This window comes from Streptomyces marianii (assembly GCF_005795905.1).
In the GTDB taxonomy this organism is placed as follows: Bacteria; Actinomycetota; Actinomycetes; order Streptomycetales; family Streptomycetaceae; genus Streptomyces; species Streptomyces marianii.
On the sequence record NZ_VAWE01000001.1, the window covers coordinates 6,113,389 to 6,128,821 of the forward strand.

At 73.0% G+C, this 15,433-nt stretch carries 12 protein-coding genes, 1 other RNA gene and 1 pseudogene; 8 read left to right on the forward strand and 6 right to left on the reverse strand.

Annotated features, from left to right (window positions below; translation table 11 throughout):
* Positions 1-287 precede the first annotated feature (287 nt).
* The 3 genes from FEF34_RS27845 to FEF34_RS27860 all read left to right on the forward strand — a co-directional run bounded on the left by FEF34_RS27845 (position 288) and on the right by FEF34_RS27860 (position 3,334).
* Complete coding sequence (locus FEF34_RS27845; RefSeq protein WP_138055591.1) at positions 288-1,142, forward strand: MaoC/PaaZ C-terminal domain-containing protein; 855 nt, start codon at positions 288-290, stop codon at positions 1,140-1,142.
* A 160-nt stretch (positions 1,143-1,302) separates the two neighbouring features.
* A complete protein-coding gene (locus tag FEF34_RS27855) occupies positions 1,303-2,379 on the forward strand; it encodes a Zn-dependent alcohol dehydrogenase (RefSeq protein ID WP_138055592.1) in 1,077 nt (358 codons plus the stop codon).
* Between the two features lie 13 nt (positions 2,380-2,392).
* Positions 2,393-3,334: a 3-oxoacyl-ACP reductase gene (locus FEF34_RS27860; protein WP_138055593.1), complete on the forward strand. Its 942-nt coding sequence runs from the start codon at positions 2,393-2,395 to the stop codon at positions 3,332-3,334.
* A gap of 528 nt (positions 3,335-3,862) precedes the next feature.
* Here FEF34_RS27860 and FEF34_RS41510 read toward each other — a convergent pair.
* Entirely contained in the window at positions 3,863-4,033 is a 171-nt protein-coding gene (locus tag FEF34_RS41510) for a hypothetical protein (RefSeq protein ID WP_171053115.1), read from the reverse strand.
* Positions 4,034-4,136: 103 nt separating this feature from the next.
* Positions 4,137-5,291, reverse strand: coding sequence for a hypothetical protein (locus tag FEF34_RS27865; RefSeq protein ID WP_171053116.1), 1,155 nt, complete (start codon positions 5,289-5,291; stop codon positions 4,137-4,139).
* Positions 5,292-5,609: 318 nt separating this feature from the next.
* Here FEF34_RS27865 and FEF34_RS27870 point away from each other — a divergent pair, with 318 nt between their 5' ends.
* The 3 genes from FEF34_RS27870 to FEF34_RS27880 are packed head-to-tail and all read left to right on the forward strand — an operon-like array spanning position 5,610 to position 8,439.
* Positions 5,610-6,425, forward strand: coding sequence for a Nif3-like dinuclear metal center hexameric protein (locus tag FEF34_RS27870; protein WP_138055595.1), 816 nt, complete (start codon positions 5,610-5,612; stop codon positions 6,423-6,425).
* Positions 6,422-7,165, forward strand: a complete 744-nt coding sequence (locus FEF34_RS27875) for a zinc ribbon domain-containing protein (protein ID WP_199800754.1) — start codon at positions 6,422-6,424, stop codon at positions 7,163-7,165. The genes FEF34_RS27870 and FEF34_RS27875 overlap by 4 nt, the downstream gene beginning before the upstream one ends.
* The gene (locus FEF34_RS27880) at positions 7,165-8,439 is read left to right on the forward strand and encodes a bifunctional RNase H/acid phosphatase (protein ID WP_138055596.1); all 1,275 of its coding nucleotides are present in this window, start codon (positions 7,165-7,167) and stop codon (positions 8,437-8,439) included. The genes FEF34_RS27875 and FEF34_RS27880 overlap by 1 nt, the downstream gene beginning before the upstream one ends.
* 644 nt (positions 8,440-9,083) lie before the next feature.
* On the opposite strand, the gene yaaA is transcribed toward FEF34_RS27880, so the two are convergent.
* On the reverse strand, positions 9,084-9,884 hold the full coding sequence (gene yaaA, locus FEF34_RS27885) for a peroxide stress protein YaaA (RefSeq protein ID WP_138055597.1): 801 nt from the start codon (positions 9,882-9,884) through the stop codon (positions 9,084-9,086).
* A gap of 400 nt (positions 9,885-10,284) precedes the next feature.
* On the opposite strand from yaaA, the gene FEF34_RS27890 reads away from it, so the two are divergent.
* Positions 10,285-11,727 (forward strand): RNB domain-containing ribonuclease, encoded by a 1,443-nt coding sequence (locus tag FEF34_RS27890; RefSeq protein ID WP_138055598.1) that lies wholly within the window; start codon positions 10,285-10,287, stop codon positions 11,725-11,727.
* Here the strand turns inward: FEF34_RS27890 and FEF34_RS27895 are convergent.
* Complete coding sequence (locus FEF34_RS27895; RefSeq protein WP_138055599.1) at positions 11,678-12,508, reverse strand: hypothetical protein; 831 nt, start codon at positions 12,506-12,508, stop codon at positions 11,678-11,680. The genes FEF34_RS27890 and FEF34_RS27895 overlap by 50 nt on opposite strands.
* Positions 12,505-13,293, reverse strand: a complete 789-nt coding sequence (locus tag FEF34_RS27900) for a MerR family transcriptional regulator (RefSeq protein ID WP_138055600.1) — start codon at positions 13,291-13,293, stop codon at positions 12,505-12,507. Before FEF34_RS27900 ends, FEF34_RS27895 begins: the two co-directional genes overlap by 4 nt.
* Positions 13,294-13,492: 199 nt before the next feature.
* On the opposite strand from FEF34_RS27900, the gene rnpB reads away from it, so the two are divergent.
* Positions 13,493-13,903, forward strand: an RNA gene (rnpB, locus tag FEF34_RS27905) — RNase P RNA component class A.
* A 303-nt stretch (positions 13,904-14,206) separates the two neighbouring features.
* On the opposite strand, the pseudogene FEF34_RS27910 reads toward rnpB, so the two are convergent.
* Positions 14,207-15,154 (reverse strand): annotated as a pseudogene (locus FEF34_RS27910) (IS481 family transposase).
* Positions 15,155-15,433 lie beyond the last annotated feature (279 nt).

Consider the following 15,433-nt stretch of genomic DNA (forward strand, 5'->3'; position numbering starts at 1 on the left):
GTCCGGCCCTCCGGTCGAGGGGGTGGGGTCTCCCCAGGCCCTCCGGGCCGAGGGGAAGATCGCAAGGTGGAGGATCATCCTCGTACCGGACGTACTTGGACGACTCCGACAACGCGGCGAAGCTGCGTGCCAGGCGTCGCGGGCCAGGAGGGACTTTCGCAACACGCCCTGGAGCGGCCTCGTGGAGCGGCCGGCCCCGTACGGCCTCGGTGTGGCCGACGGTGCGGACGGTCGCACCGAGGTCTTCCCCTCCTCCGGGAGCCAAGGAACCAAGGAGCAGCATCCCCATGCCCATCGATGCCGCCAAGGCGATCGCCGCGGAGCCCCGCAGCGCCGAGATCAGCTGGGACCACAAGGACATCCAGCTCTACCACCTCGGGCTAGGCGCCGGCGTACCCGCCACCGATCCCGACGAACTGCGCTACACCCTCGAGTCCCGGCTGCACGTGCTGCCCAGCTTCGCCACCGTCGCGGGAGCGGGTATGAGCGTGGTCGGCGGGCTCTCCGCCCCCGGCATCGACATCGACCTCACCGCCGTGCTGCACGGCGGCCAGTCGGTCGCGCTCCACCGCCCGATCCCGGTCAAGGGCCGGGCCACCAGCACCTCCCGCGTCGCCGCCGTCTACGACAAGGGGAAGGCCGCGGTCCTGGTGCTGCGCACCGAGGCGGCCGACGCGGACGGGCCCCTGTGGACGAGCGACGCGCAGATCTTCGTCCGGGGAGAGGGCGGCTTCGGCGGCGAGCGCGGCCCGTCCGTCGGCACCGGGCAACCGGACCGCGAACCGGACCGGACCGTCGAACGGGCCGTCGGCGAGGGCCAGGCGCTGCTCTACCGGCTCTCCGGCGACTGGAACCCGCTCCACGCCGACCCGGAGTTCGCGAAGCTCGCGGGCTTCGACCGGCCCATCCTGCACGGTCTGTGCACATACGGAATGACGCTCAAGGCGATCGTCGACACGCTCCTCGGCGGGGACGTCACCCGGGTCCGCTCGTACGGCACCCGTTTCGCCGGAGTGGTGTTCCCCGGGGAGAACCTGCGCATCCGCATGTGGGCGGGGGACGGGCGCGTACAGGCGACGGTGACGGCCGTGGAGCGGGACGACGCATCCGTGCTCGCGGACACCGTCGTCGACCACACCTGACAGTGAACCGGCCTTCCATCCGCCGGTCCCGGCCCTCCTTGCCCCGGCGCTCCTTGCCCCGGCGCTCCTTGCCCCGGCGCTCCTTGCCCCGGCGCTCCTTGCCCCGGCCCCGTGAACAGCGAAGCCCGAACCCGAAGCCCGACTTCCGAAGGGGGCGCACATGCGCGCTGCCGTACTGCACGAGATCGGCCAGGACAAGCTCGACGTCCTCGACGACGTCGAGACGGTGGGCTTCGGCCCCGGCAAGGTGAGGATCCGGGTCAGAGCGACCGGGCTGTGCCATTCGGACGTCTCCGCGATGAACGGGGTGCTGCCGCAACCGGCGCCGTTCATCCCGGGCCACGAGGGCGCCGGGGAGGTGCTCGACGTCGGCGACGGCGTGACCGCCGTCAAGCAGGGCGACCGGGTGCTGATGTGCTGGCTGCCCGCCTGCGGAAGCTGCCCGGCCTGCCGGCGAGGCCAGACCCAGCTCTGCCTCGCCGGGTTCATGAACGCGGGCACGCCCAACTTCAGGCGTCCCGGCGGCGATGTCTTCGGCTTCGCCGGTACCGGTACCTTCGTGGAGGAGGTCGTCGTCGACGCCGGTTGCGCGGTGCCGATTCCCGACGACGTCCCGTACGAGATCGCGGCGCTCATCGGCTGCGGCGTCACCACGGGGCTCGGCGCGGCCATCAACACCGCCAGGGTGGAGGCCGGCTCGTCGGTCGCCGTCATCGGCTGCGGAGGCGTCGGCATCTCCACCATCCAGGGCGCCCGGGTGCAGGGCGCCGCGCAGATCGTCGCCGTCGACCCGGTGGCCTCACGGCGCGAGGCGGCGCTGGCCTTCGGCGCCACCGAGGCCGTCGCGCCGGACGAGCTCGGCGACGCCAGGCAGCGGATCACCGGCGGCGAGGGCTTCGACTACGTCTTCGAGGTCGTCGGCAGGTCCGCCACCGCGAGGACGGCGTACGAGACGACCCGGCGAGGCGGGACCCTGTGCATCGTCGGGGCCGGAGCCATGGACGACTTCCTCCAGCTCAACATGTTCGAGCTGTTCTTCGACGAGAAGCGGATCCTGCCCTCGATGTACGGGGGCGGCGATGTGCTCCGCTCCTACGAACGGGCCATCGCGCTCTGGCGAGCCGGCCGGATCGACCTGGAATCGCTCATCACCCACCGGGTCCAGCTCGCGGAGATCAACGAGGCCCTGACCCAGATGCGTACGGGCGAGGCGCTGCGCACCTGTATCGAGATCTGAGGGGGCGACCGCTATGTCACTCCCACTCCAGGGCCTGTCCGCGATCGTCACGGGCGCCGGCCGCGGCCTCGGCCGGGCCGAGGCGCTCGAACTCGCACGGCTGGGCGCGGCGGTCGTCGTCAACGACTACGGGCAGCCGGGCCGCGACGGCTCGGGCGAGGCGTCCACGGCGCCCGCCGAGCGGGTCGCTGAGGAGATACGGGCGGCGGGCGGCCGGGCGGTCGCCCACACCGGCGACGTCTCGGACTTCGAGGCGGCCGGGGCCCTCGTCGCTCTTGCCACCGGCATGTACGGCAAGCTCGACATCCTCGTGAACAACGCGGGCATCCTGCGGGACCGGATGGTCTTCTCGATGAGCGAGGACGAGTGGGACTCGGTGATCCGGGTCCACCTCAAGGGCCACTTCAACACCACCCACTTCGCCTCGGCCCACTGGCGCGAACGGTCCAAGGCGTCGGGCGGCCCGGTCTACGGCCGGGTCGTCAACACCTCCTCGGAGGCGTTCCTCGCGGGCTCGGCGGGCCAGCCCAACTACGCGGCCGCCAAGGGCGGCATCGTCGGCCTGACCACCTCGACGGCGTCGGCCCTGCGGAAGTACGGCGTCACGGTGAACGCGATCTGCCCCCGGGCCCGTACGCGCATGACCGAGGACGTCTTCGCGGGATTCGGCGAACCGGCCCCCGGCGAACTCGATCCGCTCGCCCCGGAACACGTCGCCCCGCTCGTCGGCTACCTCGCCGCCCCTGCCGCGTCCCGCATCACAGGACAGCTCCTCGTCGTCCACGGGGGCATGGTCGCGATCCTCGACCGCCCGAGGGTCGCGGCACAGTTCGACTCGGCCAAGGAGGCCTTCTCGTACGAGGAGTTGGCGGGCGCCCTCGGCCCGTACTACGCGAACCGGGCGCCGGACGAGACCTTCGCGGCGACGGAGGTGCTGTCGCTGAAGCGGGCGTAGTCCCCCTGGCTTCCGACCACCGGCACGGCCGGCGTACCGGGACGCCGGCCGTGCCGGCCGATGCCACTCGGTGCGCCGGTGCTGCCCGGCACCGCCCGGTTCCGCGCGCCGCCACCGGCTCCCGAGCCGAGGGCCGGGGACGGGGCCGAGTCATCGTCGTCGTGGAGACGGCCGGGCGTGTGAGCGGGGGCGCTCGCGGCGCTGCTCGCGGTCCTGGTGCTGACCGCCGGGGCACGGGGGTGCCTGGCCCGCGTCCGCACGCCCCGGGTGGACCGGGTGGACCGGGCGGTGCGGGCGGTGCGGGCGGTGCGGGCGGTGCGGGTCACCGAGGAGCCCACGGCCTCCGCACGCGGCCCCGGTGGCGGTCGGCGGTGTGAGCGAGGGTCCCCACGGGAGGCGGCCGGGATCGAGCCGTCGTGGAGACGTCCGGTGACGCGCGTGCAACCACGGAGGCGGCCGTTGACGTGGGTGAGGGCCGCCACGGGCTTCCGCGGCGGCCCTCACCCACCCATGCGCCTCGCGGCGCTGCTATGCCGCCTCGCCCTTCCTCGGACGGCGGTGGCGGCCGTGCGCCGGAGACGTCGTGTCCTCCGAAGCAGCGGCACCGCCCCGGTGCTTGCCGGAGCCGACGGCCTCGGCCTGGTTCGCGTCCGCTCCCTGCGGACGCGCCTGGGTCGTGTCGGTTCGGGCCTCAGACATGTGGGAAGTTCACCCCGTTGTTCCATCGCCGATGTGGTGTCACCGGGGTAGCCGTCACCGTCGGCATCCGCACGGCGCGGCTGCGTATCCCCGGCCGCAGAGTCTAACCACGTGCCGCGCGCCCTGTGAGAGGCGCCTGCTGCAGCGGCACGGGTCTGCACGGGGCCGGGCTTCCCGTACCCTCGTACGGTTCCCCACCTGCGCGTTCCGGTTGTGCCGGTTCCGTGGCGGGTGCGGGCGGAAGGGGGTCCTGGGGAGGCTCCAGCCGCGCCACCCCGCATGTCACCGCCTCCGTCGTGCAGGGCAGTTGCAGCACCCCCTCCCGGCTCCACAGCCCGGAACCGGCCAACCATCCTTCCGGTGGCGGGAGTTGGTGCAGGCGCCGTCCGGCCGGCCGCCAGACCCCCACCCATGTGCCCGCCGCCGCGTCGATCCTCAGCGCCACCGAGCAGCTCTCCGGTATCAGGACCCGGCCCGGCTGGATCGCGAACGGCGTCACCGCCGCGTCCGGCAGCCGCAGGCACTCCGGGAACCGAGCCGGCCGCAGGCTCCCGAGCACACCCCACCCCAGCCGGTCGTGGCCCGCCGCGTCCGAGCGGATCATCAGCAGACCGCTCTCCGTGTCGGCGAGCAGCAACCGGTCGTTGCTGTCCTCCGTGATCTGCAGCAGCGGCGTCACCTCGCCACCCCGCTCCAGGTCGACGACCACCGCCTTGGTGATCCCGTCCCGCTCGCGGTCCACTGCCAGTATCCGGCCCGTGCGGTCCAGCCACACCCCGCCCGAGCAGCGGCCGGGCACCTCCGCGACCCGCTCGGGCCCGAACGCCCCGCCCGCCACCAGCCACACGGCCGTCGAGCTCTCGCCCGGCGCAAGCGCATAGGCGCGGGTACCGTCCGGCGATGGCGGAAGCAGCCGAAGCTCCGCCGACTCCACGGAGCCCAGTGGAAGTTCACCCGTGCCCGGCCCCGCCGGGTAGAGCAGGGAGAACGAGCGGAGCCCCGCCACCCGCCGGTGGACCAGCACCCGACCGTCGGCGAGCGGGGCCACCTCCGTGTCGGCCTCCTCGGGCTGGCCGAGCGGCAGCGGCACCGCGTACGGCTCCGGACCGTCGAGCGTCCAGCGCTCGGCGAACAGGGCGTCTCCGCGCCCCGCGAGGCGCGCCGCGTAACTGCCGCCCGCGCCGACCGTGAGCGCCGCCCGCGGTGCGGGCCTCACGGCCTCGTGCTCCGCGGCTTCCTCGATGGCACACGCTGTCATCGGATGGTCACCTCCGGCCACTGAAGCTAGTTTTCGCACTTCCAGCCGAACACCGCGAGCCGGTTCACTTCACACATAAGGATGGCCGAATCCGGATTTTCCTGAGGGAGGGGCGGCTGTTGTGCTCCAGGTTGCGAGGACCGAGGCGAGGCGCCTGAGCCGGACCGCCGCGGACCGCTCGTGCGCCCGCCGCCCCGGGAGGCCCTCTCCCACGTCGGAAGCCACCCGGTCGTGTGCGTCGGGGGCCACCAGGTCGTGCGGGTCCCCGAGCACCCGGCGCCGGACGGCGGGACACGGCGGGCAGGTAGCCTTGCCTCCGTGCCCCGTCTGTCTGAAGTCATCGCCGAGCTCGACGCCCTCTGGCCTCCCGAGCGGGCAGAGGAATGGGACGCCGTCGGCACGGTCTGCGGTGAGCCCGACGCCGAGATCACCCGCGTCCTCTTCGCCGTCGATCCCGTTCTGGAGATCGCCGAGGAGGCCGTCGCACTCGGCGCCGACCTGGTCGTCACCCATCACCCGCTCTATCTGCGCGGCACCACGACCGTCGCGGCCTCCCACTTCAAGGGACGGGTCGTCCACACCCTCATCAAGCAGGACATCGCCCTGCACGTCGCGCACACCAACGCCGACACCGCCGACCCCGGCGTCTCCGACGCCCTCGCCGGCGCTCTCGACCTCCGCGTCACCGGTCCCCTCGTGCCCGAGAACGGCCTGGGCCGGATCTGCGAACTCGACCGCCCCGAGACGCTGCGCGAGTTCGCGGCCCGCGCCGCCGCGCGGCTCCCCGCCACCGCCCAGGGCATCCGCGTCGCGGGAGACCCGAACGCGACCGTCCGCCGCGTCGCCGTCAGCGGCGGCTCCGGCGACAGCCTCTTCGAGGCCGCCCGGGCCGCCGGCGTCGACGCGTTCCTCACTGCCGACCTGCGGCACCACCCCGTGTCCGAGGCCGTTCAGCAGGCGCCGGTCGGACTGGTCGACGCCGCCCACTGGGCCACCGAGTGGCCCTGGTGCGAACAGGCCGCCGCCCAGCTCGACGAGATCTCCGACCGCCACGGCTGGAACCTGCGGGTCCATGTCTCCAAGACGGTCACCGACCCCTGGTCCTCCCACCACACCTCTGGAGCCCCCAACTGAACGCCGCGCCCGCCGACCAGATCCGACTCCTCGACGTCCAGGCCCTGGACGTGCGTTTGTCGCAGATCGCGCACAAGCGCAGGTCCCTGCCAGAGCACGTCGAACTGGAGTCCCTGAACAAGGACCTCTCGCAGCTGCGCGACCTGCTCGTCGCCGCGCAGACGGAGGAGAGCGACTGCGCCCGCGAGCAGACCAAGGCCGAGCAGGACGTCGACCAGGTCCGCCAGCGCTCCGTGCGGGACCAGCAGCGTCTCGACTCCGGCGCGATCACCTCTCCCAAGGACCTCGAGAACCTCCAGAAGGAGATCGCCTCGCTCGCCAAGCGCCAGGGCGACCTGGAGGACGTCGTCCTCGAGGTCATGGAGCGCCGTGAGTCCGCGCAGGAGCGCGTCGCCGAACTGACCGAGCGCGTCTCCTCCGTCCAGGCGAAGGTCGACGACGCCACGGCCCGCCGGGACGCCGCGTTCGAGCAACTCGACGGCGAGTCCGCGTCGGTCGGCAAGGAGCGCGAGGTCGTCGCCGGCTCGGTGCCCGCCGACCTGATGAAGCTCTACGAGAAGCTCCGCGAGCAGCAGGGCGGGGTGGGCGCGGCCCGGCTGTACCAGCGCCGCTGCGAGGGCTGCCACATCGAGCTCAACATCACCGAGCTGAACGAGGTCCGCGCCGCCGCCCCCGACGCGGTCCTGCGCTGCGAGAACTGCCGCCGCATCCTGGTCCGCACGTCGGAGTCCGGTCTCTGATGCGCGAGCTGGTCGTCGAGGCCGACGGGGGTTCCCGGGGCAACCCGGGACCGGCGGGGTACGGGGCCGTCGTCCGCGACGCGGCGAGCGGGGAACCGCTGGTGGAGCGGGCCGAGTACATCGGTGTCGCCACGAACAACGTCGCCGAGTACCGGGGCCTCATCGCCGGTCTGAAGGCGGCGAGGGAACTCGATCCCGACGCCCGGGTGCACGCCCGCATGGACTCCAAGCTCGTCGTGGAGCAGATGTCGGGCCGCTGGAAGATCAAGCACCCGGACATGAAGCCGCTCGCGGCCGAGGCCGCGGGGATCCTTCCGTCGGGACGGGTCACGTACGAGTGGATCCCGCGCGAGCGCAACAAGCACGCGGACCGGCTGGCCAATGAGGCCATGGACGCGGGGCGCCGTGGCGAGCAGTGGGAGCCGTCGGCGTCCTCGGCGGCGCTGTCGTCCTCCGACGAGGATGTGCGGGCGGCCCGGGTCGTCGGCGACGCGGCGGCGGGCGCGGCGAAGGCACGGGCGGCACTCGCCTCCCGTACGGGGAACGCGGGCGTGTCCGATACGGGCGGGTCCGGTGCCCCGGCGCGCGCGGTGGCCGCGCAGGCGACGCTGCCCGAGAGCACCGAAGTGGAGGGTGCCGGCTGGAGCCCGGACCTCGGGCCGCCGGCGACGTTCGTCCTGCTGCGGCACGGAGAGACCGCGCTGACCCCGGAGAAGCGGTTCTCCGGCAGCGGCGACCACGAGCTGTCCGCGGTCGGCCGTCGCCAGGCCCAGGCCGTGGCGGCGGCGCTGGCCGAGCGCGGCACGATCCAGGCGATCGTCTCCTCGCCGCTCAAGCGCTGCCGGCAGACCGCGGAAGCCGTCGCGACCCGCCTCGGGCTCGACGTGCGGATCGACGACGGGCTGCGCGAGACGGACTTCGGTGCGTGGGAGGGCCTGACCTTCGCCGAGGTCCGGGAGCGGTACGGCGACGACCTCGACGCCTGGCTCGCGTCCCCGAAGGCGGAGCCCACGGGCGGCGGCGAGAGCTTCGCGACGGTGTCGCGGCGGGTCGCGGCGACGCGGGACCGGCTGGTGCGGGAGTACCGGGGGCGTACGGTCCTCGTGGTCACCCACGTGACGCCGATCAAGACCCTGGTGCGCCTGGCCGTCGGCGCGCCCCCGGAGTCCCTGTTCCGCATGGAGCTCTCGGCGGCGTCGGTGTCGGCGGTGGCGTACTACGCGGACGGCAACGCCTCGCTGCGACTGCTGAACGACACGGGCCACCTGCGCTGACCCTGCCCGGCCGCGCTGATCGTGCGCTGCACGGGCGTGGACCCCGGGCCTTCCCACCGGGACGGGCCCGGGGCCGGGAACGTGCCGGGGGTGCGGGGGCGTGATCGGGGCACGGGCGTGATTCATGGCGCGGGCCCGCCACGCTCACGGTCGCGTCAGGGCGCGGTGGATCCCGCGCTCACGCACACGAGCCCCGGAGCGGCCCCGACCGCCGCGCCCGCCGCTCGGGCAGGGCACGACGCCCCAGCCCGTCCGGCGATGGCGGACGGCCAACGCCGCCCACAGGGCCTGGAACCGCCGCGAAGGCCCGCGCTGCGTGAAATGCCGCACGCCCCGCACGGCCGGCGCGACCGTACGCGAGGGTCCGGCGCCGACGGCGTCGTCCGGCACGGGGCACACCCTGCACGGCCGGCGTGACCATAGGCGAGGCAGGTCCGGCGCCGACGGCGTCGTCCGGCACGGCGACGGGGACGACAGGGCCGGGCCGAGCACGGAGAGCATGCCGGCACCCGCCCCTCGGCGGACTCTCTGCGTAACGCACGCTGCACCGTGTGCAGTGCAATGGGGTCGGTGCATGCGCAGGGCCGCCGGCGACGCACGCCGACCGGCGCGACGGACCCGGCGGGCGCGTCACGGGCGGAAGGTCAGTGGATCTCCGTCACCACCACGTCGAGCGCCCACGCCTTCCCCGGCCGGTCCGGCGCCTCGGCCTCGACCGTGTATCCGAGGTCACGCAGCGCCCCCACCAGATCGGCCGGGTCCTTCGGTGCGGCGCCGGCCTCCAGCAGACCGCGCACGATACGGCCCTTGGTCGCCTTGTTGAAGTGGGAGACCACGGAGCGCTTCTCGACGCCGTCGACGATCTGCGAGTGCAGCACCCGCACGGTGGCCGTACGGCCCGCGATCTCGCCCTTCGGCCGCCACGCCGCCGCGTACGCCGACGAGCGGAGGTCCAGGACCAGCCCGTCCCCGGCGGCCTCGGGCAGCGCGGTCGCCATCGGCGCCCGCCAGTGCGCGCCCAGCGCCCCGAGACCGGGCAGCTTCACGCCCATCGAGCAGCGGTACGAGGGGATCCGGTCGTCGACGCGGACCGCACCCCACAGCCCGGAGAACACCAGCAGCGACTTCCGGGCCCGCCGGCGCGCGGCGGCGTCGAGTGTGGCCAGTCCGAGCGCGTCGTACAGCACGCCCGTGTAGATCTCGCCGGCCGGGCGCGCCCCGGCCGTGCGCAGCCCGGCGTTCTTCGCGACCTCGTCCCGCAGCCCCTCGCTCAGCCCGAGTACATCGCGGGCCTTCTCCTCGTCCGCCAGGCACAGTTCCACGAGTTCGTCGAGCACCTGTGTGCGCGCCGTGGTCAGGGCGGGCAGCGACAGGGCCTCCGGCTTGAGCGGCGCCCCCCGTCCCGAAGCGGCTTTGCCCTCGGACGGCGGCAACAGCACGAGCACGGCGTTTCTCCTCTGCGACGTACGGACACGGGGGTGCGGCCCCTCGCCAGGGTAGTCGGCCGCGACGGCACACCGCGCCGGCCGTCGGCAGCCCGCCGCCGACCGGAGCGAAACAGCGGACTCCGCCGCCACGCCCGCCGTCGCGGAGCCCCTTCCTTCACCTTCCTTCACCTTCCTTCACCGGTGGTCGTGCGCGGAGCGCCTGCGTTCACCGGCGGTCGTCGTGGAGCGCCGTCGTCCGGCGGCCGCCCGGGCGCGGGCGGGGACCGTGCCCGGGGCCCGTCCCAGCCCGGCCGGGCCCGGGCACGGGGCCGAACTGCGGGCCGGGCCGCGGGGGTGCGTCCGGGGGTACGCCCATGCCCCGGTCGCACCCCCGCCGCCCCCGCCATACGCTCGGCACATGCCACGCCGTCGTATGCACGTGACCTGCGCGGCCGACGCCCCGCTGCTGGCCTGCCTGCGCGCGCTGCGGGTACGGCTCGGCGTACCCGCGGGGTTCCCCGTCGAGGTGCTCGTCGAGGCGGAGGGGACGGCGCGGGACCCGCGGCTGCCGGAACGGGACGCGACGGATGTCCCTTTCTTCACCGTCGACCCGCCGGCGTCCGCCGACCTGGACCAGGCGATGCATCTGGAACGGCGGCCGGGCGGCGGCTACCGGGTGCGGTACGCCATCGCCGACATGGCCGCGTTCGTGCCGCCCGGCGGCGCGCTCGACGCCGAGGCGCACCGGCGGACGCAGACGCTGTACTTCCCCGACGAGAAGGTCCCGTTGCACCCCCCGGTGCTCTCCGAGGGCGCGGCCAGTCTGCTGCCCGGCGGGACCGCGCCCGCCCTGCTGTGGACCCTCGACCTGGACGCGGACGGCCGGACCGTCGCCACCGACGTACGGCGGGCCCTGGTCCGCAGCCGGGCCAAACTGGACTACGCGGAGGTGCAGCGGCAGATCGACACGGGCGCGGCGGAGGAGCCGGTGGCCCTGCTCAAGGAGATCGGGCTGCTGCGCGAGCAGCTGGAAGTGGAGCGGGGCGGCATCTCGCTCAACCTGCCCGAGCAGGAGATCGTCACCCAGGACCACTCGTACGCACTGGAGTTCCGCGCCCCGTACCCCGTGGAGCGCTGGAACGCCCAGATCTCGCTGCTGACCGGCATGGCCGCGGCCGGGCTGATGGTCACCGCCGGGACCGGCATCCTGCGGACCCTGCCGACGGCGCCGGACGGAGCCGTCGCCCGGCTGCGCAGGACCGCGCGGGCGCTGCGCGTCCCCTGGCCGCACCATGTCCCGTACGCGCAGGTCGTACGGTCGCTCGACCCGTCGAACCGCCGGCACGCCGCGTTCCTCCAGGAGTGCACGACGCTGCTGCGCGGCGCCGGCTACAGCGCGTTCAGCGGCGGACGGCTGCCCGACCCCTCGGTGCACGCGGCCGTCGCGGACGTGTACACGCACTGCACCGCCCCGCTGCGCAGGCTCGTCGACCGGTACACCGGCGAGTTGTGCCTGGCCGCGTCCGAGGGCCGGGAGCCCCCGGAGTGGGTACGGGAGTCCCTGGACGTCGTCCCGCGGGAGATGGCGGAGGGGACGCGGCGCGCGAACACCGTCGAGCGCCAGAGCGTCGACACCGTCGAGGCGGCCCTGCTGACGGGCCGGATCGGCGATGTCTTCGACGGGTTCGTGGTGGATGTGCGGGAGCGTGAACCGGATCTCGGTACCGTCCAGTTGGACGATCCGGCGGTCGTCGCCCCGGTCGACGGCGACGGGGCGGAGCTCCCGCTGGGCGAGGCGCTGCGGGTGCGGCTCACGCTGGCCGACCCGGGGGCGGCGCAAGTGCGGTTCGCGCCCGCGTGACCGCCCGCAGCAGGTCGCGGGCGTCGTCGGCGTGGCAGCGCACGGTGTGCACCTGGCGCGTCCTGCCCAGCAGCCCCACCGACTCGACGGGGTCCGACAGCGTGAGGGTGAGCGACGTCTGCGCACCGACGGGCAGGTTGAGCACGCCTTCCTCCTTCTTGTCGTGCGTGAACACCAGCTCGTAGGAGGCGGAGGCGATCCGCTCCAGCGGGATCCGCACATCCACGTGGGCGGCCTGGCGCAGCCGCAGTGTGTCCCCGGACAGCGTGTGCGGCCGGGTCACGGACGCCGCGTGCAGACCGACGACGAAGAGGACGGTGTAGACGTCGAGGACGAGCACCACGGCGTGCAGCACCGGCCAGGGGCTGAGCAGGTACGCCATCCCGACGGCCTCGACGACGCAGACGAAACCGAAGCCGAAGAGGAGCGCGGCCTGGTCCCGGGCGTGCCCGAAGACCCGGTCGCCCGGCCCGACGCCGCTGCGCCGCCGGGCCGCCCAGAGCAGCAGGCTCCACATGAGCCGCAGCTCGTGCCCGGCCAGCCGGAGCACGGGCTCCGGCACCAGCTCCCGTACGGCCTCGCGCGGTGTCAGCCCCTCCCCACGCCACAGCCGGAGGAAGACGGCCGCCTCGGCCAGCAGCAGGAACAGGACGGCCGCCTCGGCGGCGGCCAGTACCGGCGCGGGCGGCCGGAGCCCCGCCATCAGGCAGACCAGGAGCACCAGTTCACCGGGCAGGACGAGATAGGCGACGCCTCTGAGCAGCCGCTTCACGCGCGTCACCGGGCCCGCTCCGCGACCAGGCGCAGCGCGCGGCGCACGGCCTCGGCCTGGGCCGGGGGGAACTCGGCGAAGAAGGCGTCCATGAACGTGCTCCCGCCCTCTCCCGCCGGTGTGCCTTTCTCCCCGAGCCCGTCCGCGACCTCGTCGGGCATGCAGTCGGCCAGCGCCCGGGCCGCTTCCTCGACCCGAGGATCGCCGGTGTCGGCGTCTGCGAGCGCGTCGAGCAGCCCGTACACCTCGTACGCGCGCTCCACCGCGCCCGGAGCCTCGGTCATCCGCCGCATCGCGCCGAGCAGCCGGTCGCGCTCCCCGGCCGGGACGACCGTGTCCAGCAGGGCGAGCACCTCGCGGTCCTTCGCCGCCGTCGCGGACTCGGGCCGCCCGGCGGTCTCCGCGGCGAGACTGCCGAACAGCGCCGCCAGCTCCGGCGACACCGGACCCTCGGCGGGCAGCCGCCCGGAGCGCGCCTGCTCCAGCACCGCACCCAACCGTTCGCGCCGTTCGGAGAGCAGTCCCTGCTGCCGGGCGAGATCGTCGTCCAGCTCCTCCAGGACCTCCACGAGCTCCCGTCCCGCGTCGTCGGCGAGCACGTCCCTGACCTCGTCGAGGCCGAGCCCGAGCTCCGTCAGCCGCCGGATGCGGGCGAGCAGCACGGCGTCGCGCACCGAGTAGTCCCGGTAGCCGTTGGCCCGGCGGGTGGGCTCGGGCAGCAGGCCCTGATGGTGGTAGTGCCGCACGGCACGCGGGGTGACCCCGACGAGTGCGGCGATCTCTCCGATCCGCATGGCCTCAGTAGAAACCCTGACGCTGCGGCAAGGTCAAGCGGGGACGAGCAGGTCGGCGGGACCGGCAGGCAGGCCGGCGGGGCGGCGGGCCGGCGGGGTCCGGGAGAGCGGGCTCGGCGGTGGCGCCTGTCCCGGCGGGCGGCGGGGACGGGTGGCCCCGGGACCCGGACGTGCCGGGTAGCATGGTCGTCACGGCAGACGAGCCGGGCGGACGGCCGCGTGAGGACCCTCAGGGCCTCCCGAGGAACGTCCGGGCTCCACAGGGCAAGGTGGTGGGTAACGCCCACCCGGGGTGACCCGCGGGACAGTGCCACAGAGAACAGACCGCCGGGGACCTAGGTCCCCGGTAAGGGTGAAACGGTGGTGTAAGAGACCACCAGCGCCTGAGGTGACTCAGGCGGCTCGGTAAACCCCACCCGGAGCAAGGTCAAGAGGGGCCGCCGCCCGAAAGGGACGGTGGCCCTGCGCGGACGACCGAGGGCTGCCCGCCCGAGTCCGCGGGTAGACCGCACGAGGCCGGTGGCAACACCGGTCCTAGATGGATGGCCGTCTCCCCGGCGACCGCGAGGTCACCGGGCGACAGAACCCGGCGTACAGCCCGACTCGTCTGCCGCTACCTGGGGCTTTGCCTCGGAAAGGGCCTCTGACCTGCGTCGGAGGTCCTTTCCGGTCTTTCAAGGGCTTGCCACGTTAGGCCGCGAAAAGTCCCTCGGAAGTCTCTCGGACAGAGCTGAAAGTCCCTGAAAAGTCCCAGGAGCGGAGGGGCTGTCGACGCCTCTGAGCTGGTTCGGATCGATGGGGGCGCGACGCTGCTGCACAACCCCCGAGTTTTGGAACTGCCGCGACGTGGGGGGCGTCGTGGTGGTTCGTCCCTCCGCGTTTTGCGTGTCGGTGTGCAACCGATGGTGATCGTTTACGCCTGGGGTGCGGTCTTCTGCTTGAGGCGTTCGTAGGGAGTCTGGCCGCCGAGGCCGCCGTGTGGGCGATGGTAGTTGTAGTAGTCCTCCCACTCGCGCAGCTTGTCGTTGAAGACCTCGGCGTCGTCGATGATGACGCCCTCCAGGAGCCGGTAGAACTCCTCGCCGTCGATCCGGTGCGAGCGTTCGACCTTCCCGTTCAGCCGCGGTGTGCGGGGCTTGATGTAGGCGTGGCCGATGCCTTTGTCGAGCACGTGGAAGTGGAAGGCGGACTGGAACTCAGCTCCATTGTCCGTCTGGATCACCTCCACCTGGAACGGCAGCCTCTGCAGGACGTAGTCGACGAACTGGATGGCGGTGGCCTGGTTGAGCGTCGGGTAGATCTTCAGGACTCGCAGTCGGGTGCAGTCGTCGATCGCCGTGAACTGGTAGTACTTGTTGCGGCCGCCTCGCCGGCCTTGAGGCATGGAGGCGAGAGGTTCGATGAACTACACGTCGATCTGCACCCGGTGGCCGGGCAGTTGCTTCTCGTACCGCTTCCATCGGCGGTCGTGGCGCTTGTACCGCTGAGAGGCCGGCAGGCGGCCCATGTCCAGGCGCTTGAGGATCCGCCACACACCCGACTTGCTGATCGTGACGTCGTGGTACCGCTTGAGGTACATCGCGATCTTCTCGGGCCCGAAGTGGTAGTTCTGCCGGAGGTAGATGATCTTCCCGACCACCTCCACATGCGTGGCGTTCGGGCTGTGCTTGGGGGCCTTGGACCGAGTGCGCAGCCCCTCGATGCCCTCGGCCTGGTAGCGGCGGTACCAGATGTAGTACGCCTGCCGGCTGATGCCGAAGTACCGGCAACTCATGGCGACGTTGCCGGTGACCTCTTCAACATGACGTATGACGGCCAGGCGCCGCTTGGCCTCACGATCGAGCGGGGGTGTCTTCGACATGTGGATCTCCGTAGTGATCAGAGACCCAGGTGTCAACGATGATCGGCAGTTTTAGACCGAGATTGCGGGTGCGTCGTTGGCGGCGGACGAGTTCACGACGGCCCCGGCGGCCTGGCGGGCTGATCACCGAGGCGAAGAGGCCGACGACTTCCCTCAGCAGCCACCGCCCGGGGGGCTGGACCACGGCCAGACCCAGCAGCCCGTATCCGAACGCCAGAGCCCCGACAAACAGCAGGGCAACCACACAGGCGTATGCCGACGGGTGGCCAGGCCGGGTAA

What these genes read in the sequence shown, in the direction of transcription:
- FEF34_RS27845 (WP_138055591.1), top strand. Translation starts at nt 288, where the DNA reads ATGCCCATCGATGCCGCCAAGGCGATCGCCGCGGAGCCCCGCAGCGCC.
- FEF34_RS27855 (WP_138055592.1), top strand. Translation starts at nt 1,303, where the DNA reads ATGCGCGCTGCCGTACTGCACGAGATCGGCCAGGACAAGCTCGACGTC.
- FEF34_RS27860 (WP_138055593.1), top strand. Translation starts at nt 2,393, where the DNA reads ATGTCACTCCCACTCCAGGGCCTGTCCGCGATCGTCACGGGCGCCGGC.
- FEF34_RS41510 (WP_171053115.1), bottom strand. Translation starts at nt 4,033, where the DNA reads ATGTCTGAGGCCCGAACCGACACGACCCAGGCGCGTCCGCAGGGAGCG.
- FEF34_RS27865 (WP_171053116.1), bottom strand. Translation starts at nt 5,291, where the DNA reads ATGACAGCGTGTGCCATCGAGGAAGCCGCGGAGCACGAGGCCGTGAGG.
- FEF34_RS27880 (WP_138055596.1), top strand. Translation starts at nt 7,165, where the DNA reads ATGCGCGAGCTGGTCGTCGAGGCCGACGGGGGTTCCCGGGGCAACCCG.
- FEF34_RS27890 (WP_138055598.1), top strand. Translation starts at nt 10,285, where the DNA reads ATGCCACGCCGTCGTATGCACGTGACCTGCGCGGCCGACGCCCCGCTG.
- FEF34_RS27900 (WP_138055600.1), bottom strand. Translation starts at nt 13,293, where the DNA reads ATGCGGATCGGAGAGATCGCCGCACTCGTCGGGGTCACCCCGCGTGCC.